Source organism: Streptosporangium sp. NPDC004631, assembly GCF_053601935.1.
Window position 1 is genome coordinate 275,547 of record NZ_JBSGCR010000003.1, and the last position, 16,208, is coordinate 291,754.

General features: G+C 70.6%; 15 protein-coding genes. 11 read left to right on the plus strand and 4 right to left on the minus strand.

From position 1 onward, the window contains the following. Positions 1-43 precede the first annotated feature (43 nt). A complete protein-coding gene (locus ACWEF2_RS04595; protein ID WP_453811861.1) occupies positions 44-841 on the minus strand; it encodes a PP2C family protein-serine/threonine phosphatase in 798 nt (265 codons plus the stop codon). An 84-nt stretch (positions 842-925) separates the two neighbouring features. Here ACWEF2_RS04595 and ACWEF2_RS04600 point away from each other — a divergent pair, with 84 nt between their 5' ends. Beyond that, on the plus strand, positions 926-2,824 hold the full coding sequence (locus ACWEF2_RS04600) for an N-6 DNA methylase (protein ID WP_453811863.1): 1,899 nt from the start codon (positions 926-928) through the stop codon (positions 2,822-2,824). Positions 2,825-2,849: 25 nt separating this feature from the next. Continuing rightward, complete coding sequence (locus ACWEF2_RS04605) at positions 2,850-3,743, plus strand: serine/threonine-protein kinase (protein ID WP_453811865.1); 894 nt, start codon at positions 2,850-2,852, stop codon at positions 3,741-3,743. A 112-nt stretch (positions 3,744-3,855) separates the two neighbouring features. On the opposite strand, the gene ACWEF2_RS04610 is transcribed toward ACWEF2_RS04605, so the two are convergent. Further along, positions 3,856-4,215: a hypothetical protein gene (locus tag ACWEF2_RS04610; RefSeq protein ID WP_453811867.1), complete on the minus strand. Its 360-nt coding sequence runs from the start codon at positions 4,213-4,215 to the stop codon at positions 3,856-3,858. Positions 4,216-4,645: 430 nt separating this feature from the next. Between ACWEF2_RS04610 and ACWEF2_RS04615 the strand changes: the two genes are divergently transcribed. The 7 genes from ACWEF2_RS04615 (at position 4,646) to ACWEF2_RS04645 (ending at position 13,055) form a co-directional block, all read left to right on the plus strand. Next, positions 4,646-5,554, plus strand: coding sequence for an MBL fold metallo-hydrolase (locus tag ACWEF2_RS04615; RefSeq protein ID WP_453811869.1), 909 nt, complete (start codon positions 4,646-4,648; stop codon positions 5,552-5,554). Positions 5,555-5,604: 50 nt separating this feature from the next. Next, positions 5,605-5,967, plus strand: a complete 363-nt coding sequence (locus ACWEF2_RS04620; RefSeq protein ID WP_453811871.1) for a cupin domain-containing protein — start codon at positions 5,605-5,607, stop codon at positions 5,965-5,967. A gap of 398 nt (positions 5,968-6,365) precedes the next feature. After that, positions 6,366-7,601 carry a sensor histidine kinase gene (locus tag ACWEF2_RS04625; RefSeq protein WP_453811873.1) on the plus strand — a complete coding sequence of 412 codons (1,236 nt, stop codon included), beginning with the start codon at positions 6,366-6,368 and terminating at the stop codon, positions 7,599-7,601. Continuing rightward, positions 7,598-8,509: a LuxR C-terminal-related transcriptional regulator gene (locus ACWEF2_RS04630; protein WP_453811875.1), complete on the plus strand. Its 912-nt coding sequence runs from the start codon at positions 7,598-7,600 to the stop codon at positions 8,507-8,509. The genes ACWEF2_RS04625 and ACWEF2_RS04630 overlap by 4 nt, the downstream gene beginning before the upstream one ends. Positions 8,510-8,696: 187 nt before the next feature. Then, positions 8,697-11,201: a DUF4407 domain-containing protein gene (locus tag ACWEF2_RS04635; RefSeq protein ID WP_453811877.1), complete on the plus strand. Its 2,505-nt coding sequence runs from the start codon at positions 8,697-8,699 to the stop codon at positions 11,199-11,201. Between the two features lie 402 nt (positions 11,202-11,603). Then, positions 11,604-12,815, plus strand: a complete 1,212-nt coding sequence (locus tag ACWEF2_RS04640; RefSeq protein ID WP_453811879.1) for a PP2C family protein-serine/threonine phosphatase — start codon at positions 11,604-11,606, stop codon at positions 12,813-12,815. Positions 12,816-12,914: 99 nt separating this feature from the next. Further along, positions 12,915-13,055, plus strand: coding sequence for a hypothetical protein (locus ACWEF2_RS04645; RefSeq protein ID WP_453811881.1), 141 nt, complete (start codon positions 12,915-12,917; stop codon positions 13,053-13,055). A gap of 3 nt (positions 13,056-13,058) precedes the next feature. Here the strand turns inward: ACWEF2_RS04645 and ACWEF2_RS04650 are convergent, their stop codons facing one another. After that, positions 13,059-14,174, minus strand: a complete 1,116-nt coding sequence (locus tag ACWEF2_RS04650; RefSeq protein ID WP_453811883.1) for a DUF5685 family protein — start codon at positions 14,172-14,174, stop codon at positions 13,059-13,061. 388 nt (positions 14,175-14,562) lie between these two features. Here ACWEF2_RS04650 and ACWEF2_RS04655 point away from each other — a divergent pair, with 388 nt between their 5' ends. Together ACWEF2_RS04655 and ACWEF2_RS04660 are read left to right on the plus strand one after the other, a co-directional pair. Then, a complete protein-coding gene (locus ACWEF2_RS04655) occupies positions 14,563-14,859 on the plus strand; it encodes a hypothetical protein (protein WP_453811885.1) in 297 nt (98 codons plus the stop codon). 120 nt (positions 14,860-14,979) lie between these two features. Next, entirely contained in the window at positions 14,980-15,324 is a 345-nt protein-coding gene (locus tag ACWEF2_RS04660; RefSeq protein ID WP_453811887.1) for a hypothetical protein, read from the plus strand. Between the two features lie 71 nt (positions 15,325-15,395). On the opposite strand, the gene ACWEF2_RS04665 is transcribed toward ACWEF2_RS04660, so the two are convergent. Then, entirely contained in the window at positions 15,396-16,151 is a 756-nt protein-coding gene (locus ACWEF2_RS04665; RefSeq protein WP_453811889.1) for a GntR family transcriptional regulator, read from the minus strand. Positions 16,152-16,208 lie beyond the last annotated feature (57 nt).

Consider the following 16,208-nt stretch of genomic DNA (forward strand, 5'->3'; position numbering starts at 1 on the left):
GCCGGACGGGCTTCTCCGCGTAACGGGCGCGGCCGCAGCCCCGTCAGGGTGTCAGTTTCCGCTCGGTGGCCGCGCCCACGACGAACCGCTCGGCGGAGGCGGGGTGGCTGCCGAAGTCGGCCACGATGCAGGTGATGTTGTCGGGGCCGCCGCCCCGGTTGGCCAGGTCGATGAGCCATCTGGTGGCCTCGGCGGGGTCGTCGATGTCGCTCAGCGTGTTGAACAGGGTCTCCGGGCCGACCACGCCGGTCAGGCCGTCGGAGCAGAGCAGGTAGCGGTCGCCTCGCTGTGCCTCGCGCAGCGACAGGTCCAGCTCGCCGTCGCCGGTGCCCTCCAGGACCCGCAGCACCATGGAGCGGCGCGGATGCTCGGCGGCCTGCTCCGGGGTGATCCGCCCGTCGTCCACCAGCGACTGGACCAGGGTGTGATCGTGGGTGATCTGGTAGAGGGCGCCGTCGCGCAGCATGTAGGCGCGGGAGTCGCCGACGTGGGCCAGCGCGAAGGTGGCGCCCTCCCAGAGCATGGCGGTCAGGGTGGTGCCCATCCCGCGCAACGTGGGGTCGTGCTCGCTCATCTCGCGCAGCGCGTGGTTGACGTCCCTCGCCGTGTCCCTGATGGTGGCCACCAGGTCGACGCCGGTCCGTGAAAGGCTCTCGTCCAACGCCGCCATGGCCGTGATCGCCAGCGAGCTGGCGACCTCTCCACCCGCGTGACCGCCCATGCCGTCGGCTACGGCGAGCAGGCGCGCGCTCGCGTAACCCGAGTCCTCGTTCGCCTCACGGCGGACGCCGACATCCGAGCGGGCGGCGTAACGCAGTGCCAGGGCTTCGTTCAGTGCCATGAAGGCAGTAAAGCATTGGTTGAAGCACTTCACAAGCAAACCTGTTGTAGACCGTTGCGGCACAGTCAACTACTGTGGCCCAGTATGGAGGAGAGCCAGGACATCACGGTGAACGCGGGCGACATCGCCCGGCTCGCCGCCGTCGGCCGTGCCGCGGTCAGCAACTGGCGCCGCCGCCACGACGACTTCCCCCAGCCCGTGGGCGGAACCACCTCCAGTCCCCTGTTCTCCCTGCCCGAGGTCGCCTCCTGGCTGCGCCGCAACGGCAAGCCCTTCGAGGTCTCCCTGGGCGACCTGGTCTGGCAGCGGCTGCGCACCTCCGTCGACGACCTGCGCCTGGGCGACCTGGTGGGCAAAGTCGGCGTGTTCCTGCTGTTCCTGCACCGCGAGCCCGGAGCCTGGCGCGAGCACGGCGCCCGCTCGCTGACCGGCCTTGCCACGGCGACGGCCGACCTTCCCGGCTCCGCCGACCCCCGGCTGGACGACCCGGTGCTGCTCAGGCTGGTGGCCGAGCTGGCCGCCGAGCACGGGCCGCTGGACGCCTTCGAGTTCCTCTGCGAGCGCTACGTCGAGGCCCACTCCCGCCGCCTCGCGGTCACCAGGGACGACGTCGCCGCGCTGATGCACCGGCTGGCCGCCCAGGAGGGCGGCACCGTCCTCGACCCCGCCTGCGGTGTCGGCACCCTCCTGCTGCACGCGGACTCCTCACTCGGACAGGAGATCAACGAGACGAACGCGCTGCTCACCGCCGTCCGGCTGCTGCTACGTGGGTCCAGGGCGCGGATCGTCGCCGGTGACTCGCTCCGCGAGAACGGCCTGGCCGGAGAGACGGCCGACGCCGTGGTCTGCGACCCCCCGTTCAACGAGCGCGCGTGGGGTTACGAGGATCTGACCGGCGACCCCCGCTGGGAGTACGGCCTGCCGCCACGCGGGGAGTCCGAGCTCGCCTGGGTGCAGCACTGCCTGGCCCACGTACGGCCCGGCGGCCTGGTGGCGATCCTGATGCCCACCGCGGCGGCCGGTCGCCGTCCCGGCAAGCGGATCCGGGGCAACCTGCTGCGCACGGGGGCGCTGCGGGCCGTGGTGACGCTGGGCCCCGGCGGCTCCGACCTGTGGTTACTCCGCCGCCCCGACGGCGGGCGGCCCCCTTCACAGCTTCTGGTCGTGGACGCCGGCGAGGACCTGTCGGTTGTGGAGCCCGCCTGGCGGGCCTACCTGGGCGACCCCGAGGCCGAGCTGTCCGGCGAGAGCCGTACCGTGCGGATCATCGACCTGCTCGACGACGAGGTGGACCTGAGCCCGGCACGGCACCGCCCGCAGCAGGGCGGCCAGGACTTCATGCGGGACTTCACCGAGGCGCTGGAGATGTTCCGGGACACCTCGGCCACGCTGTCGGACGCCCCCCCGGCCCTTGAGCTGCTCGGCGAGCGGCAGGACCTGCCGACGACCACCGTCGGCGAGCTGGCCAAGGCGGGGCTGATCACGATCCTCCAGGCGCCCCCCAGGATGTCCGCCGACGAGGGCCCGCTGCCGGTCCTGACCACCGACGACACCGTGCTGGGCACGGCCCCGTCGGGAGGGACCGTCCTGGACCCGGCGCTGGTCATGGTCAGGCCGGGCGACGTGGTGACCACCGTCCTGGGGGTGGTCCGGGTGATCACCCGCAGCGGGGCGGCGCTCGGCCCGCAGCTCACGCTCTACCGGGTGGACCGGCAGCGGCTCGACCCCGACTTCCTCGCCGGCTTCCTCCGTTCGGCCGACGCGGCCCGGATCCACCCCGGCTCCAGCCGCCTGGACGTACGGCGGGCCCGGGTGCCCATGCTCCCCCTCGCCGACCAGCGACGTTACGGAACGGCCTTCCGTGAGCTGTTCGCCCTGGAGGACAGGCTGCGTCAGACGGCGGCACTGGGGGAAACCTTGATCCGGCTAGGCTTTGACGGACTGGTTGACGGCCATCTCCGGCCGTGCGACCAAGGGGTGTGATGTCCCGTGGGGGTGGGAGAGCCGGATGGTCATCGACGACCGATATGTGCTCGACGACCTCCCCCTGGGACAGGGCGGCATGGGCGCCGTCTACGGCGGCCATGACCGGCACCTCGACCGCAAGATCGCCGTCAAGCTCCTGCGGCTCGTCACCGGCCCCGACGAGGAGCTGAAGCGGCGTTTTCTGCGTGAGGCGCGCATCCTGGCGAAGCTGGAGCATCCCGGCGCCCCCGTCCTCTACGACTTCGGCACCTTCGAGCACCGGCTGTTCCAGGTCATGCAGTTCATCGCCGGCGTGACCGTGGCCGACCTGCTCAGCGAGCACGGCCCGCTGCCGGCCCCGTGGGCCGCCGCGATCGCCGCCCAGGCGTGCGCGGTGCTGTCCGCCGCCCACGCGCTCTCCATCTACCACCGAGATCTCAAGCCGACCAACCTGATGCTCTGCCCGGACGGCAGCGTCAAGGTCCTCGACTTCGGCCTCGCCATGCTGCGCGAGGCGGACTCGGCGCAGTTCACCCGGGTCGGCCAGATCCTCGGCACCCCGTCCTACATGGCTCCCGAGCAGATCCAGAGCGGCCTCGCCAGTCCGCGCAGCGACCTCTATGCCCTGGGCTGCGTGATCCACGAGATGCTGACGGGCGAGCAGCTGTTCACCGGGCCCACGGAGTACGCCGTGTTCGAACGCCAGGTGAAGGAGCGCCCGCCCGCCGTCCCCGGCGTCCCCGCGGAGCTGAACCGGCTTCTCCAGGACCTCCTGGAGAAGAACCCCGACCGGCGCCCCCGGAGTGCCGACACCCTCTACGAGCGACTGCAGCCCTTCGCGGTGAACCTGCCGATGCTGCCCGGTTTCCTCAACCCGCCGTCGATCCCCAGCCCCGGCCGGATGTACGCCCGCATGGTCGGCCGAGTCCTGGCCTGACGGTGAGGGTGCAGGTGAACGCCTCCCGGTCGGGGCATGGCCCTCGCCCTGACCGACCACGGTGTCCTCAACGGGATGAACCGGTCGGCGCCGGATTACCGAACTGTCCGCGTCACCGGCGGGAGGCCCTCCGCTCACATTTGGTGTACCACCGCTCCATGCAGTCCAGCCTGTCGCGGTGCCGGTGGCGAATCTGCCTGACGTGCCCGCCGTCCCGCGGCCTGGCGGTCGGTGCGGGCGAGGGCCGGGCGGTGGTCACGGACGCGGATACGGGAGAGGGGGACGGCGGGGCCGGAGAGCCGGGGATGACCGTGGCCGCGGCGGCCGGGGAGTCCACCGGCGCCCGCGCGGCGTGGGCGCCCGCCGGGCCGGCGAACAGCACCCCCAGCACGAGGACGAACGTGACACCCGCCGTCCGGGACCGGAGGAGTCCCACCGGGCTCGGGGCGGCACACCTGGAGTTGGCTGTCATTCGGAGATCCCTCACATGGGTGAAAGGCGATCGGGACAGGTCGGCCTCCGCGCCGGCCGCGAGTCAGGTCGCACGTCGGGCGCGGATCCGGTGGACGATCGGCGGCCCGTGGAACCGGCCGGTCCGATTGATTTCGGGAGACGCCGACGAGGATCTCCTGGAGAGGGTAACGAGAATCCGGCTTTGGCCGCCGATCCACGCTTTTCGCCATCTCCAACGTCTGTCAATGAGTTCTTGGCGGAGCGGAGCGGTGTCGGCGGCCGGGTGCCGGCGCCCCGGCACGGGGCCGGACCACCGGGGATCAGGCCGCGGGCCGGATCAGAGAGCCGGAGGGCGGGACCGGGGCGGAGCAGGGCTGCGCGACCGGGCGGTGGAGGGGCGCCCTGGAGCCGAGTGGTGGAACCGGTCCGCGGAGGGGAGCCGTAGGACAATGCGGTGTGTGGAAGGACGTTGGATCGAGGTGGCCGACCGGGTGCTGGTACGGCGGTACGCCGAGTTGGACCTGTCCGTGGGGTTGGTCGTGGGTGACGGCGGCTGCCTGGTGGTCGACACCCGGGGTGACGAGCGGCAGGGCGCGGAGCTCGCCGCCGCGGTGCGGCGGGTCACCCGGGAGCCGTGGACCGTGGTGATCACCCATTCGCACTTCGACCACAGTTTCGGCACGCGGCCGTTCCTGGGGTGCCCCGTCTGGGCGCAGGAGGGCTGCCGGACCGACCTGGCCGGAACCGGAGCCCAGGCGAAGGACGTCTGGGCGCGGTGGTACCGGGAGCGGGGCCGCGCCGACATCGCCGACGACATCGCGCGGACGGAGATCGTGCTGCCGGACCGGCTGGTGACCGACCGGGTGGAACTGACCGTGGGCGGACGCGCCGTCGTCCTGGCCCACTTCGGCCCCGGCCACTCCGGCCACGATCTCGCGGTCGGAGTGCCGGACGCCGGCGTGGTCTTCGCCGGCGACCTGGTGGAGAACGGCGCGCCGCCCGCCTACGAGGACGCCTATCCCCTGCACTGGCCGACCGCCGTCGACGGGCTGCTCGGACTGCTCGCCGAGACCGTCAAGAGCGGCGAGGACCACGGGGGCGAGGACGAGCGCGGAAGCGGTGGGGGGGTTGTGGTGCCCGGCCACGGCGATCCGGTGGACCGGGGGTTCGTTGCGGCCCAGCGCGCCGAGATCGCCGCGCTCGCCGAGCTCTGCCGGGAGGTGACGGCGGGCCGGATGCGCGTCGAGGAGGCCGTACGGCTCTCGCCCTATCCGGAGGAGACCACCGGGACCGCGGTCCACCGTTCCGCTTTCCGGGAGCGTCATCGCAGGTCAACGGCTGTGAACGGCCTTGATTGACACCGTCGGCGGTGGAAGACTCGGAGGTGAGGGGGAAGGGGGGACGGATCATGCTTGAGATTAGGAGCACCGACAAGCCGGACGAGCGCCGGGACTTTCCCATGGGACACATCGACGTGTTCTACCTCCCGGGGCTGAGCTTCGGCGTGGCCACATTCGAACCCGGATGGCGTTGGTCGGAGTCGGTGAAGCCGATCGCCGGCACCGAGTCGTGCGAGGCTCACCACAACGGATACGTCCTCAGGGGCAGGTTGCGCCTGCGGATGGACGACGGCACCGAGGCCGAGGCCGGTCCCGGCGACCTCTTCGTGGCCACCCCCGGACACGACGCCTGGGTGGTGGGCGACGAACAGGCCGTGGTCTACGACTTCGCGGGCGGAGCGGCCGAGTACGCCAGGGCGAAGAACATCTGATCGCGGAACCGGAGGCCGCCGAGAACAGAAGGAAAGGGGCCCCGACGCGCGGCCGCGCGTCGGGGTTCGGCCTGCCCGGCCCGGCCCGTGTCCCCCGCCCACCCGACTGTTTCCCCGCATCCCGGCCTGTCCGCGTTCGGACGCACCCGCCTGGGCCCCAAGAGTCGTAGGCGGCGCGCGATCCGGTGGACGCCCCTCGCGGACCGGCGAGCTGGAACTCCCACTTATCCGTTATCACCCGGCAACCCCGACAATCCCGGCGGCGTCTATACAGCGTGAGCGCCCGGGACATGATCTCTCTCATCCCGGGCCGTCACCTCGGTGCCGCACCGTGACAGCGGATCGCACGACACAACTCAATGGCATGTCCCCGCACGTCGTGATGAGGAGGAACCCCGATGGGGCTCGCTGCGACCTTCCGGCGATGGTGGAGCGGGCGGAGGCCCTCGGGGGATCTGACGGGGTACTACCGCACCGAGAAGTACCGCTTCGCGCGGGAGAAGATGGAGTGGCAGCTCGCCAGGATCTTCCTGCTCTACCGTCTGCTGCACATCTTCCAGATGGCCGGGACCGCACCGGACATGCTCGACCGCCTGAGCCCCGGGACGGGCGCCGCGATCCTCGCGATAGCGGCGGCCGAGACATCGTGGCTGTTCTTCCGGATCATCCGGGGCAGGCGGTACGGCGGGACGCTCACCGCCTCCGTCGAACTCGGCACCGGAGTGATAATGCTCCTGCTCGCGGGGTGGGGGGCTCCCCCGGCGAACCGGCCGGAGGCTCTGGCGCCGCTGGTCTTCTGGACCACGGACCAGATCAGCGGCGCGGCTCTCTCCCGTAATCCGCGACTGCTGGCGGCGGGCACGGTCGCGATCTCCGGAATCTATCTCGCCGTCATCGCCGGGGGTGACCGGGCCGAGCTCACCCGTTCGCCGACGCTCATCGCGGTGACCGGGTTCCTGGTGCTCGCCGTACTCATCGAACGGGGTGCGGCCTACCTGCGGCGGACCGCGGCGGACCTGGCCGACTTCAGCCGCCACGTGGCGGAGGAGCGGGCCTATCTGCAGCTCGCCTACGAGCTCTACAACCACTGGGGAAACACGCTGCTCAGGGTCACCGGGCACGACTGCTCGCGCGACGGCGAGTTCGAGGAGCTACGGGACCTGCTGGTGGCCGACTACGGCCGGCTCAGGGCGTTCTTCACGACCGGGCGGCCAAGCGACCGAGCGGCGCTGCTGCGCATCCTGCACCGGGAGATCGTCGACATCCGCAGCCGGAGACTGATCGTGGAACCGGTCATCTCCGAGGACTTCCGGGAGTACGCGGAGACGGTTCCCGAGGTGGTTCAGAACACCTTCGGTGACGCGCTCCGGGCCGCGCTGACGAACGTGGCGGACCACTCTCAGACAGATCACGCCTACGTCCGCGCGGACATCGAGGACGGCACCGCCAAGATCTCGATCACCGACCACGGCCGGGGTTTTCCCGACAGGCCGGTGCTGCGCGCCCTCACCCAGCTGGAAAGGCGCCTGCGCGATCTCGGCGGCGCCCTCACCTGGTCCTCCCCGCCCGGAGAGGACACCAGAGTCACCATCGAGTTCCCGATCGCCGCCGTCGCGGCGGAAGGAGTGAAGTGAGCGCGCCCATCCGTGTCGCCGTCGTCGAGTCGCACACCACCACTCGCGAGGGAATCGTCACCGCGCTGAACCTGGACGACCGGTTCGAGGTCGTCGCGTCGGTATCCGACGCACAGGCCATGGTCGACTCGGCGGCGGGTGCGGACGTGTGCCTGCTGGACCTGCACGTCGACGACTCGAAGGAGAACACCCTCCAGATCATGTCGCGGCAGCCCACGGTGGTGTGGACCGACCGGGAGGATTGGCAGTTCCGCGTGGAGGCGTTCGTCCTGGGCGCCTGGAGCGTGCTCCCCCGGGGGAAGGTCCACCCGTCGAGCGTCGAGGAGGCCCTGCTCCACGCCCGGCACCGCGAGGTCCACCTGTCCCCGCAGCTGGCGTCGGCCGTGCTGGACGCCGCGAGCCGGGACATGTTCGAGCTCAGCGCGGCACAACTCCACCTGCTCAAGGAGATCGCGTACGGCACGCGGCTCCCCCTGGCCGTCACCCGCGCGGGGCTCACCCCCGACGAGTTCCTCACCGAACGCGAGAAGATCACCACAGCGTGCCGCTCGATCGCCCCCGGCAGGCTGGGGCGGCTGCACATCGTCCCGGTCGCGCCGATCAGGGAGCCGCGCTTCATGAACTCACCGACGGAACGGGAGTCCAGGATCCTCACCATGCTGGCCGACGGATACCCCAGGGAAGTGATCGCCAAGGAAGTCGGCATCGCGCCTCGGACGGTGGCGAACGAGGTCGACAAGGCGCTCAAGAAGATCGCGGGCGTGACCCACGCGAGCGCCCACGAGCGGCTGCTGCTGGCTCTCTACTACATGAGGCGCCACCGCAACCCCGAACTGCTCTGGGATGTGCGCCTGCGCAAGCTGGCCCACTCTGACCAGCGGATTCATCCCGGCGCCGGCAGAGACTGACCGATAGGGGAAAAATCCCTCGGCCCCTGCCCCCACGGGCGGAAGACTGAGGGAAAACTCCCTTCGCATCCGGCCTTCTCCTCCGTTCTCCCCCGGCGAATCCTGATCCCGAGGCGAGATGTCCTCGTCCGTTCGAGTCCGCTCGGTACGGCCGGCGCCGTATCCGAAACGGGGACGGGATCTCATGATGAACGATTGGTCAAACAACGGGTCCACACGGGTGGACACCACTCCGGACGAGGGCGGAGGCGGCAGCGGCCGTCCCTCGTTCCTCCGCCGCTTCGGTGACTTTCTGATCGTCGTCACCGGCGCGGTCCCCCGGTTGATCGGAAACACGCACGAGCGCCACCGATTCGTCACCCTGGGCACGCTCATGCTGCTCACCGCCGGGCTCGCGGTCTACAGTGCCGCGTCGATCGCCGCGATGGGGCTGGCCGTACCCGTCGTGACCATGCTGCCGGTCGGCCTGTTCTTCGCCGCGTTCGTGCTGATGATCGACCGGTCCATCGTCAGCCACGTCAGCCCGCTCCAGGAGATCGTCCATCGGAGGCCGGGCACCGCTCCCCCGGCCCCCGCCGACCATCCCACGCCCCGCCTGGTGAAGACGGTGAACACCCGGTCGGCGACGACCTGGGCCCGCGTGGGCATCGCCGTCGCCGCGTCCTTTCTCATCTCCGAGGTGCTGCTGCTGCAGATCTTCGCCTTCCGGATCGGCGAGCAGCTCGCGCTCGACGAGGCGAGCGCGGCCAACACGCGGGACAGGGAGGTGGCGCTGCCGTACGACCGTAAGATCAACGAGCTGCAGGCGGCGATCGACAAGCGGCAGAGGGTCGTCACCGGCCTGGAGAAGGACTACCGTGACGCCGCGAAGGTGGCGAACTGCCAGCTGACCGGTAAGTGCGCCGGCTACGACGCCGGAGCCGGCGACCTCTACCGGGCCGCGCTCGCCAAGCAGCGGAACCTGCGGAGCGACCTCGCGAGGGCCCAAGCCGACCTGGACGCGGTCCGCAAGGAGAACCGGACGCGGATCGCCGCGCTCCGGACCGAGCAGGAGGGCAGATCCAAGGAGGTCACCGGCCTCGCGGACGGCGGCTACGACCTCCTGGACCGGGAACGGGCCTTCCTGAAGATCACCGGGCAGAACGGCGAGGTCCTGGTCTGGCGCCTCCTGCTGACCCTGCTCCTGCTCGGCGTCGACCTCGCGCCGGTGCTGCTCAAGGCCACCCTGAAGCGCAGCGTGCACGACCAGCGGGTGCGCAGCGACCAGCTGGAGGGCAACGACCGGGAACAGGTCCTGCTCAACGGCAAACTGGTCCGTCACCGGGGAGACGGCGAGCTGGCGCTGCAGGCCGTCGCCTACGAGCACGAGCAGAGAAAGGCCTGGCTGGAGGCCCGGCACGAGCTGGCCAAGATGACGATCAAGGACTGGCTTCGCGCCCAGCGGCAGAAGCCGTCACCTCCCTTCCGTCCCGCGGACGCCCCCGGCCCCACCGCCCCGATGTGGTTCGACGAGGCCGGTCCTCCCCCGCGGCCGGGCCCCCGGCAGCCGGAGTCCAACGGACAGGCGTTCTACCAGCCGTCCACGCCCAGCGGCCACGACCACACGCCGATCATGGTGCTCAACGACAGGTGGTGCGTCTACGGGTCGCTGAACGCCGACTCCAGCGACATGGCCACGCTCTACAAGGCGTACGAGCTGACCAACCCCGGCAGGACCGTGGTGGCGAAGGTGTTTCACCAGGCTCAGAACGACCCGAAGCGGTTCCGCACGTTCCTGCGGGAGGTACGGGGCATGCGGCTGAGCAATCCGCACATCGGGGAGATCATCGACTCCGGCCAGGACCGGAGATCGAGGGCCGTCTACCTCATCTCGCCGCTGTACCGGCCGGGCAGCCTCAACATGTACGTCCAGCGGCTGAAAGGCGCGGGCGTGCCGCTGAAGTGGAGCCTCTGGGTCCTCGACCAGGTGCTGGCCGGGCTGGAGGCGGCGGCGATGAGCAAGATCATCCACCTGGACGTCAAACCTCAGAACATCGTCCTCGACGGTCAGAGCAACATCAGGATCATCGACTGGGGGATGTCCCAGCTGCACGAGGCGGGCCAGAGTGTGTCAACCATCTTCCCCGGCGGGACGAAGTGGTTCGCCAGCCCCGAGCAGCTGGGTGACGGCGACATCACGCCCAACAGCCTGTCCGACCTGTACGGCGTGGGCGCCCTGGCCTACTGGCTGCTGACCGGCATGGCACCGCTCCGCCGCGAGGTCGGGACCGACAGGAAGGCCGACATCCTGCAGGCCCGCCGCCTGATGGAGGCCGGGGTACGGCCGGAGCGCGCCGACCGGCTCGTCCCCGGCCTGCCCGAGGAGCTGGGACTGCTGATCGGCCAATGGCTCAGCCACCGGCCCGCCGACCGCGCCCCCGAGGGCCTCACTCCCACCACAGCACTCAGCTGGGCCAGGGAGAGGCTGAACGGGCTGATCGCCACCGCGCCCGACATGCGGGTGGGCTTCGAAACCACGTGCTCACCCGCGGGCGACGACGTCACGGGAGCCCGCCCACGGGAGGGAGACGAGGCCCAGCCGCCCCGCGGCGTCCCGGAGGACCGCCTGGTGGCGGTCGCCCGGACAGCGTCGGCGGCCGGCCGCGAGCACGGAGAGCACCCCGCGAGCGAGGACTCCCCGGACAGGCCGTGACAGCACGTCGGGGGTCCGCGACGACCTCACGGAGCGGACGCCCCCGGAGGTCGTCAAGTTCCCCCAAGTTCCCCTGGGGCCTGTGAGGTCCCAGGGGTCCTGAGCCCCCAGGGGGCCACGGCGTCCTGAGACCTCTGGGGTCGTGGAGTCCTGAGACCTCGGGGGCATGGGGTCACCGAAAACTTCCCGGGATCTCCGGAGCCCCCAGAGATCTCGGGAAGTCCCCGGAGGTCCCTGGGACGAATTCACTGAAGACGCACAACAGGCCAAGGAGGCCCCATGCCGGCCCCGGTTGCCACCGCCTCAGCTGCTCCGGCGGCTCCGCCCGCCCCAACCCCCTTGACCACCGTTCCCCCTCTGCCCGCTTCCGTTCCACCCCTGCCCGCTTCGGCGGTGAGGTGAATGTTCGCCATTCTCGCGGCCTCGACCGCCACCGCAGTGGTGATCGTGGGGATCTCCACCTATGTGTTCAGGATGAACCGCCCGGCGCTCTCATCCACCGGGCGGGGCCGAGCCGGGCAGAGCCTGGCCGGACAGAGCGGGACGGGGGAGAACACGGCCGGACAAGGCGCGGGCCGACACGGAGTACGCAGAGGACACAGCGACCTCCAGGAGACGGCGGAACCGGAGGGAGCAGCGGACACCCCGCCCTCGACGGACAGCGGAGTCACGGTGGACGGCCGGAACGTGGCGGACCACCGGGACACGGTGGACGACCAGGACACGGCGAACCACCGGAACACAGTGAACGACCCGTTCGCGGAGAACCGCCAAGACACGGAGAACCACCGGGACGCGGAGGAGCACCGGGACACGGTGAACGACCCGTTCCCGGAGGACGATCGGGGCGCGGAGGAGATGGGCCGGTCTCTTCCCGCTCCCGACTCCACGGGGCCGCTTCCCTCACGTGCCCTGGTGTTCGACGCGGCCGGCCGTACGAACGCGGGAGCCCGGGGCGAGAACGCGGACGGTTTCCTGATACAGGATCGCCTGATCGCGGTCGCCGACGGGGTCACGGCGGCGACCGAGAGCCGCTGGGCGTCGGCGCTGGCTCTCGGCGCGGTGGTGGGGGACCAGGCGGGCAGCCCACCTGATCCACTGCGCGGGCTGCAGGACAGCCTTGAGGTCGCCAACGAGGCTCTGCGGCGGAAAGGGCGTGACGCCCCGGAGTTGATCGGCATGGCCACCACGCTGGACCTGGTCACCCTGGCCGAAACCGGCGGCAGATGGATCGCGGCCTTCGCCCACGTGGGCAGCGGGGCCGTCTACGCGTTCACCGGCCCGGGGGAGGGCCGGATTTTGACCACACCTCACCGCTTCGGCACGGGACCACTGCTACGCGCGGTCGGCGCCGAGGAGACGCTGCACAGCGACGTGGACATGATCGACATCCAGCCGGGCACGTTGATCATCGTGGTCACGAACGGGCTGACCGACGTGCTCGCGTTCCCCGACGTCCAGAGCGTGGTGAGGCGGCACTTCGACGCTCCTGCCCACCTGTGCGCCGGAGCACTGCTGGACGCCGCCTACCGGCGCTCGACCGGCGACGACGTGACGGTGGTGGTGGCCCGTGTCATCGAGATCACCCGCTACGTCTGGCCCCGGATGCCGTAGCCGTCCCCGATGTCCACCTCATGCGCCGGCGACTCCGAAACGCCGCCCTCCACGAAAGCTCTTCCGCCCCGGCCCGATCTCCCTGTCGTCCCGGTCGCGGTGACCTCAATCGTCGCCCTCGCCGGTCACCGCGGCCACCGGCACGCCGTCGTCGACCGTGACCAGACCATGCGCGACCTCGAAGAGGTGCGCCGCAACGGCTACGCCGTGGACATGGGGAACTGCTCGCGGACGCCGTAGGCGTCAGTCGCAACCGCAGGCGCAGCCGTCGCAGCTACAGCACTCGCAACACCCGGAGCAACCGTCGCCGCACTGCCCGCAGCCGTCGCAGCCACTGGCGTCGCAGCGCTCGCCGCACGACTTGTGACGCTCCTCATCCCACGGCGGCCGGTACAGCCCGCAGGTACAGCAGGCCGCCGCCCCACACAGCAGCGACAACAACCCGCCGGGGTCGGGCTTCAACCGCGGATCACGCGGCGCCCCGGGCCTCTCCCGCTTGGCCTCGCCGAAGACCCGATCGACGGCGCGCCCCGTCTCACCGACCAGCAGCGCGTTGACCAGCCCGCGCCGCTCAAGATCGAGTTCGGCCACCGCCAGGCGCAACCCGTACAGGGCGTCGTCGCAGTGGCGCCGCGCGACGGCCAGGTCCGTGCCCGAGGCCGTCAGCGGGTTGTAGGCGCCGCGGACGCGGTCGCGGGCCAGGTCCTCGACCGCGTCGAGCAGGTGCGCCAGGCGGCCGAAGTAGCGTCCGGCCTCCTCCAGCGCCTCCCGGTTGTGCGGCTTGCCGGTGAGGACGGCGGTGTGCCCGAAGGCGGCGGCGACCGCGACCTCGGTGGGAGCCGTGAGCTGGAGAAGGCCAGGGTCCGGCAGGCGCTCCAGCCGGGTCTGCTCCTCGACCGCGCCAAGGAGCGGAGCGGGGTCGAACCCGAGGGCGGCGGCCGTCCCCGTCCCGGCGGCCGACCAGCGGGCGGCCACCCGCCCCGCCCCCGCCGCCACCAACCGGCGGGCGTAGACGCCGTCGCCGTCCTCGACATGGTCCCTGACCTTGCCTGCGGCCAGGATCAACGAGACCGCCGCCGCCAGCCGTACCCCCTCGGCCTCGACGACGTCAGCGCCCTTGAACCCGCGCAGGGCGCAGGCCGCCGCACGCCGGTGCGGGGAGGACTCCGGCGCCTGCGCCTCGGTGAGCACGGACACCAGCAGACCGTCGTAGTTGGTCACCAGCCGGGAGGCGTGCCCGTGCTCATCCCTGAGCGCCAGGCAGAGCCCGCACAGATGCGCCATCCACTCCTTGAAAAGACCGCCGCACATTCCGTGCCGACACGGGCGAACAATCCCGAACATACGTCCCTTCCCCATATGGCCGACATATGGCCGACGCCCACCCTGCCAGCCCCCACTTGTCACCCACTTGCAGACGCCCCATGAAGCCACCCACGGCGAGACCACCGGGACTCTTCGGCCGGGAAGGGGATGGATCACGGCTACGTCTGGACACCTGTGGACCCCGAGCATCCATGGTGGGACGGGCGTGGGCGGCCGGAACACGAGGAGTTCGGCCTCACCGTCACCCCCGGCGGACGTCAGGAGACTTGGCCGCGCGAGCCGTCCGCCCTCCCGCCAGGGACCTCGCCCACACGCTGACGCGGCGCCGCACCACCGCGACTACCTTCGGTCACCCGGCGGATATGAGATTCCCGCCCTTCCGGCACCTGACCCGCCCCAAGAGGTTTTATACGGTCCGGGCATGCCCAAAGACCGACTGACACGGGTCGCGGCGCACTGGCGGAGGCTGGCCGACGGCCGGATGATCAGGGTACGTTCCCACCACCGCAGAGTCCCGATGAAGGTCAAGGCGGGCATCAGCGGAGCGGTGGTGTCCCTCATCATCATCGTCGCGCTGGCCGTCGCCCCGGCAGGCGAGCCGGACCATCCGGCGAAACCGGTCGAGCCGGCCCGGGTGAGGACAACGCCGCCTCCCGAACCGGCGCCTCCCGAGCCGACCGGGACTGCGACCGAGCCCCCGCCCCCAATGCCGACCTGACCCCCACGGCGGACGCCCCCACAATGCGAGGGCGCCCTTTCTTGACGAGCCGGACATACCCTTCGAGGGGTCCCGGAAAGGCGAGCCGTACCCTCGGACCGCCCCCCTCAAGGAGGCTTCGTGCGCGACCCCGGCGAGACGCCGGCCGCGATTGACGACATCCTCACCGACTGGCGCGGCTCTCAAGACGCCATGACGTGGACCTCCAACGAGCCACCGCCCCCCACCACCGAGGCCACGAAAGCACGGTGGGGATGGAGAACCGTCAAGATCATGGCTTTCCTCTACCTGTGGATCGCCGGCACACACCTCACCACCGAACTCATCGTCGGAGTCTGGGGCGGCACACCGCAGGATCCGCTCTGGCTCGGCGCCGTGTCCACCGGCGTAGGCCTGGCCGTCGGCTCTGTCGCAGCGATCCTCGGCGTGACGACCATCGAAAGGATCAGAAATCGCCCGCGATGAGCGCCGGTCCCGTCACCTCCACGGACACTTCGAGATGATGGGCTTCGCGCTCATCAGATGATCGTCGGTGCTTACAGGAGGATCCTGTCAACGCGGACCGCACGGTCTCCTGGGATGACGATCGGATCGGCCACCTCAACCACCCGTCCCCGGCTGAGCATGCGCCGGGTGATTGCGAACACCGGCACTCCGCCGCCAATCGCGAGGATCGCGCTCTCCTCGGCGGTGGGCATCCGTACGGCCGTCTCCTCGATGACCTCATCCACCTCTATGTCAAGGCTCCTGAGCTGGCCGATGTTTCCCCCGGGCCAGGGTTCGTGCTTGGGGTCGGCCACAGCGGTCCCCTCGACATCGGCGGCCAGCAGGCATGAGCGTGACATCTGAGAGGGCACACCCTTGGCATAGAAGACGAACCTGCGCTCCAGCACCCTGGATCCGGGATCGGCCCCGAACAGACCGGCCAGGGAGGTGTCGGCGGCTATCCATCGGTACGCCTTGTCGAGCCGGTATTCCGACCACACGACACCGGCGTCCCGTGTGAAGGAAGTCTGGGGCACGGTTTGCGGGCCGGCGTCCGCGTGATAGCGGTCCATCGAGATCCGGCGGACGGGCGGGCGCTCTCGGACCGTGGTGCCGCCCCGGCCTCGCGTCTCGACGAGTCCCCGGTTCTTCAGGTCGTCGACGGCCTTACGGATGACGATCTCAGAGACGCCATAGCGCTCGGCGAGGTCGGCGTGCTTGGGCAGTCGGGTGCCAGGAGGGTGGTCGCCTCGGAGGATTGCCTCACGCAGCTCGGCTGCGACGTGCTCGTAGGCATGGCCCCGCACCGACTTCCTCCTTCTCTCCGTGGAGATCTTTGCGAACGGCAGAATCCTGAAACCGAC

What these genes read in the sequence shown, in the direction of transcription:
- ACWEF2_RS04620 (WP_453811871.1), top strand. Translation starts at nt 5,605, where the DNA reads ATGCTTGAGATTAGGAGCACCGACAAGCCGGACGAGCGCCGGGACTTT.
- ACWEF2_RS04600 (WP_453811863.1), top strand. Translation starts at nt 926, where the DNA reads ATGGAGGAGAGCCAGGACATCACGGTGAACGCGGGCGACATCGCCCGG.
- ACWEF2_RS04650 (WP_453811883.1), bottom strand. Translation starts at nt 14,174, where the DNA reads ATGGGGAAGGGACGTATGTTCGGGATTGTTCGCCCGTGTCGGCACGGA.
- ACWEF2_RS04595 (WP_453811861.1), bottom strand. Translation starts at nt 841, where the DNA reads ATGGCACTGAACGAAGCCCTGGCACTGCGTTACGCCGCCCGCTCGGAT.
- ACWEF2_RS04635 (WP_453811877.1), top strand. Translation starts at nt 8,697, where the DNA reads ATGAACGATTGGTCAAACAACGGGTCCACACGGGTGGACACCACTCCG.
- ACWEF2_RS04610 (WP_453811867.1), bottom strand. Translation starts at nt 4,215, where the DNA reads ATGACAGCCAACTCCAGGTGTGCCGCCCCGAGCCCGGTGGGACTCCTC.
- ACWEF2_RS04615 (WP_453811869.1), top strand. Translation starts at nt 4,646, where the DNA reads ATGCGGTGTGTGGAAGGACGTTGGATCGAGGTGGCCGACCGGGTGCTG.
- ACWEF2_RS04655 (WP_453811885.1), top strand. Translation starts at nt 14,563, where the DNA reads ATGCCCAAAGACCGACTGACACGGGTCGCGGCGCACTGGCGGAGGCTG.
- ACWEF2_RS04605 (WP_453811865.1), top strand. Translation starts at nt 2,850, where the DNA reads ATGGTCATCGACGACCGATATGTGCTCGACGACCTCCCCCTGGGACAG.
- ACWEF2_RS04625 (WP_453811873.1), top strand. Translation starts at nt 6,366, where the DNA reads ATGGGGCTCGCTGCGACCTTCCGGCGATGGTGGAGCGGGCGGAGGCCC.
- ACWEF2_RS04640 (WP_453811879.1), top strand. Translation starts at nt 11,604, where the DNA reads ATGTTCGCCATTCTCGCGGCCTCGACCGCCACCGCAGTGGTGATCGTG.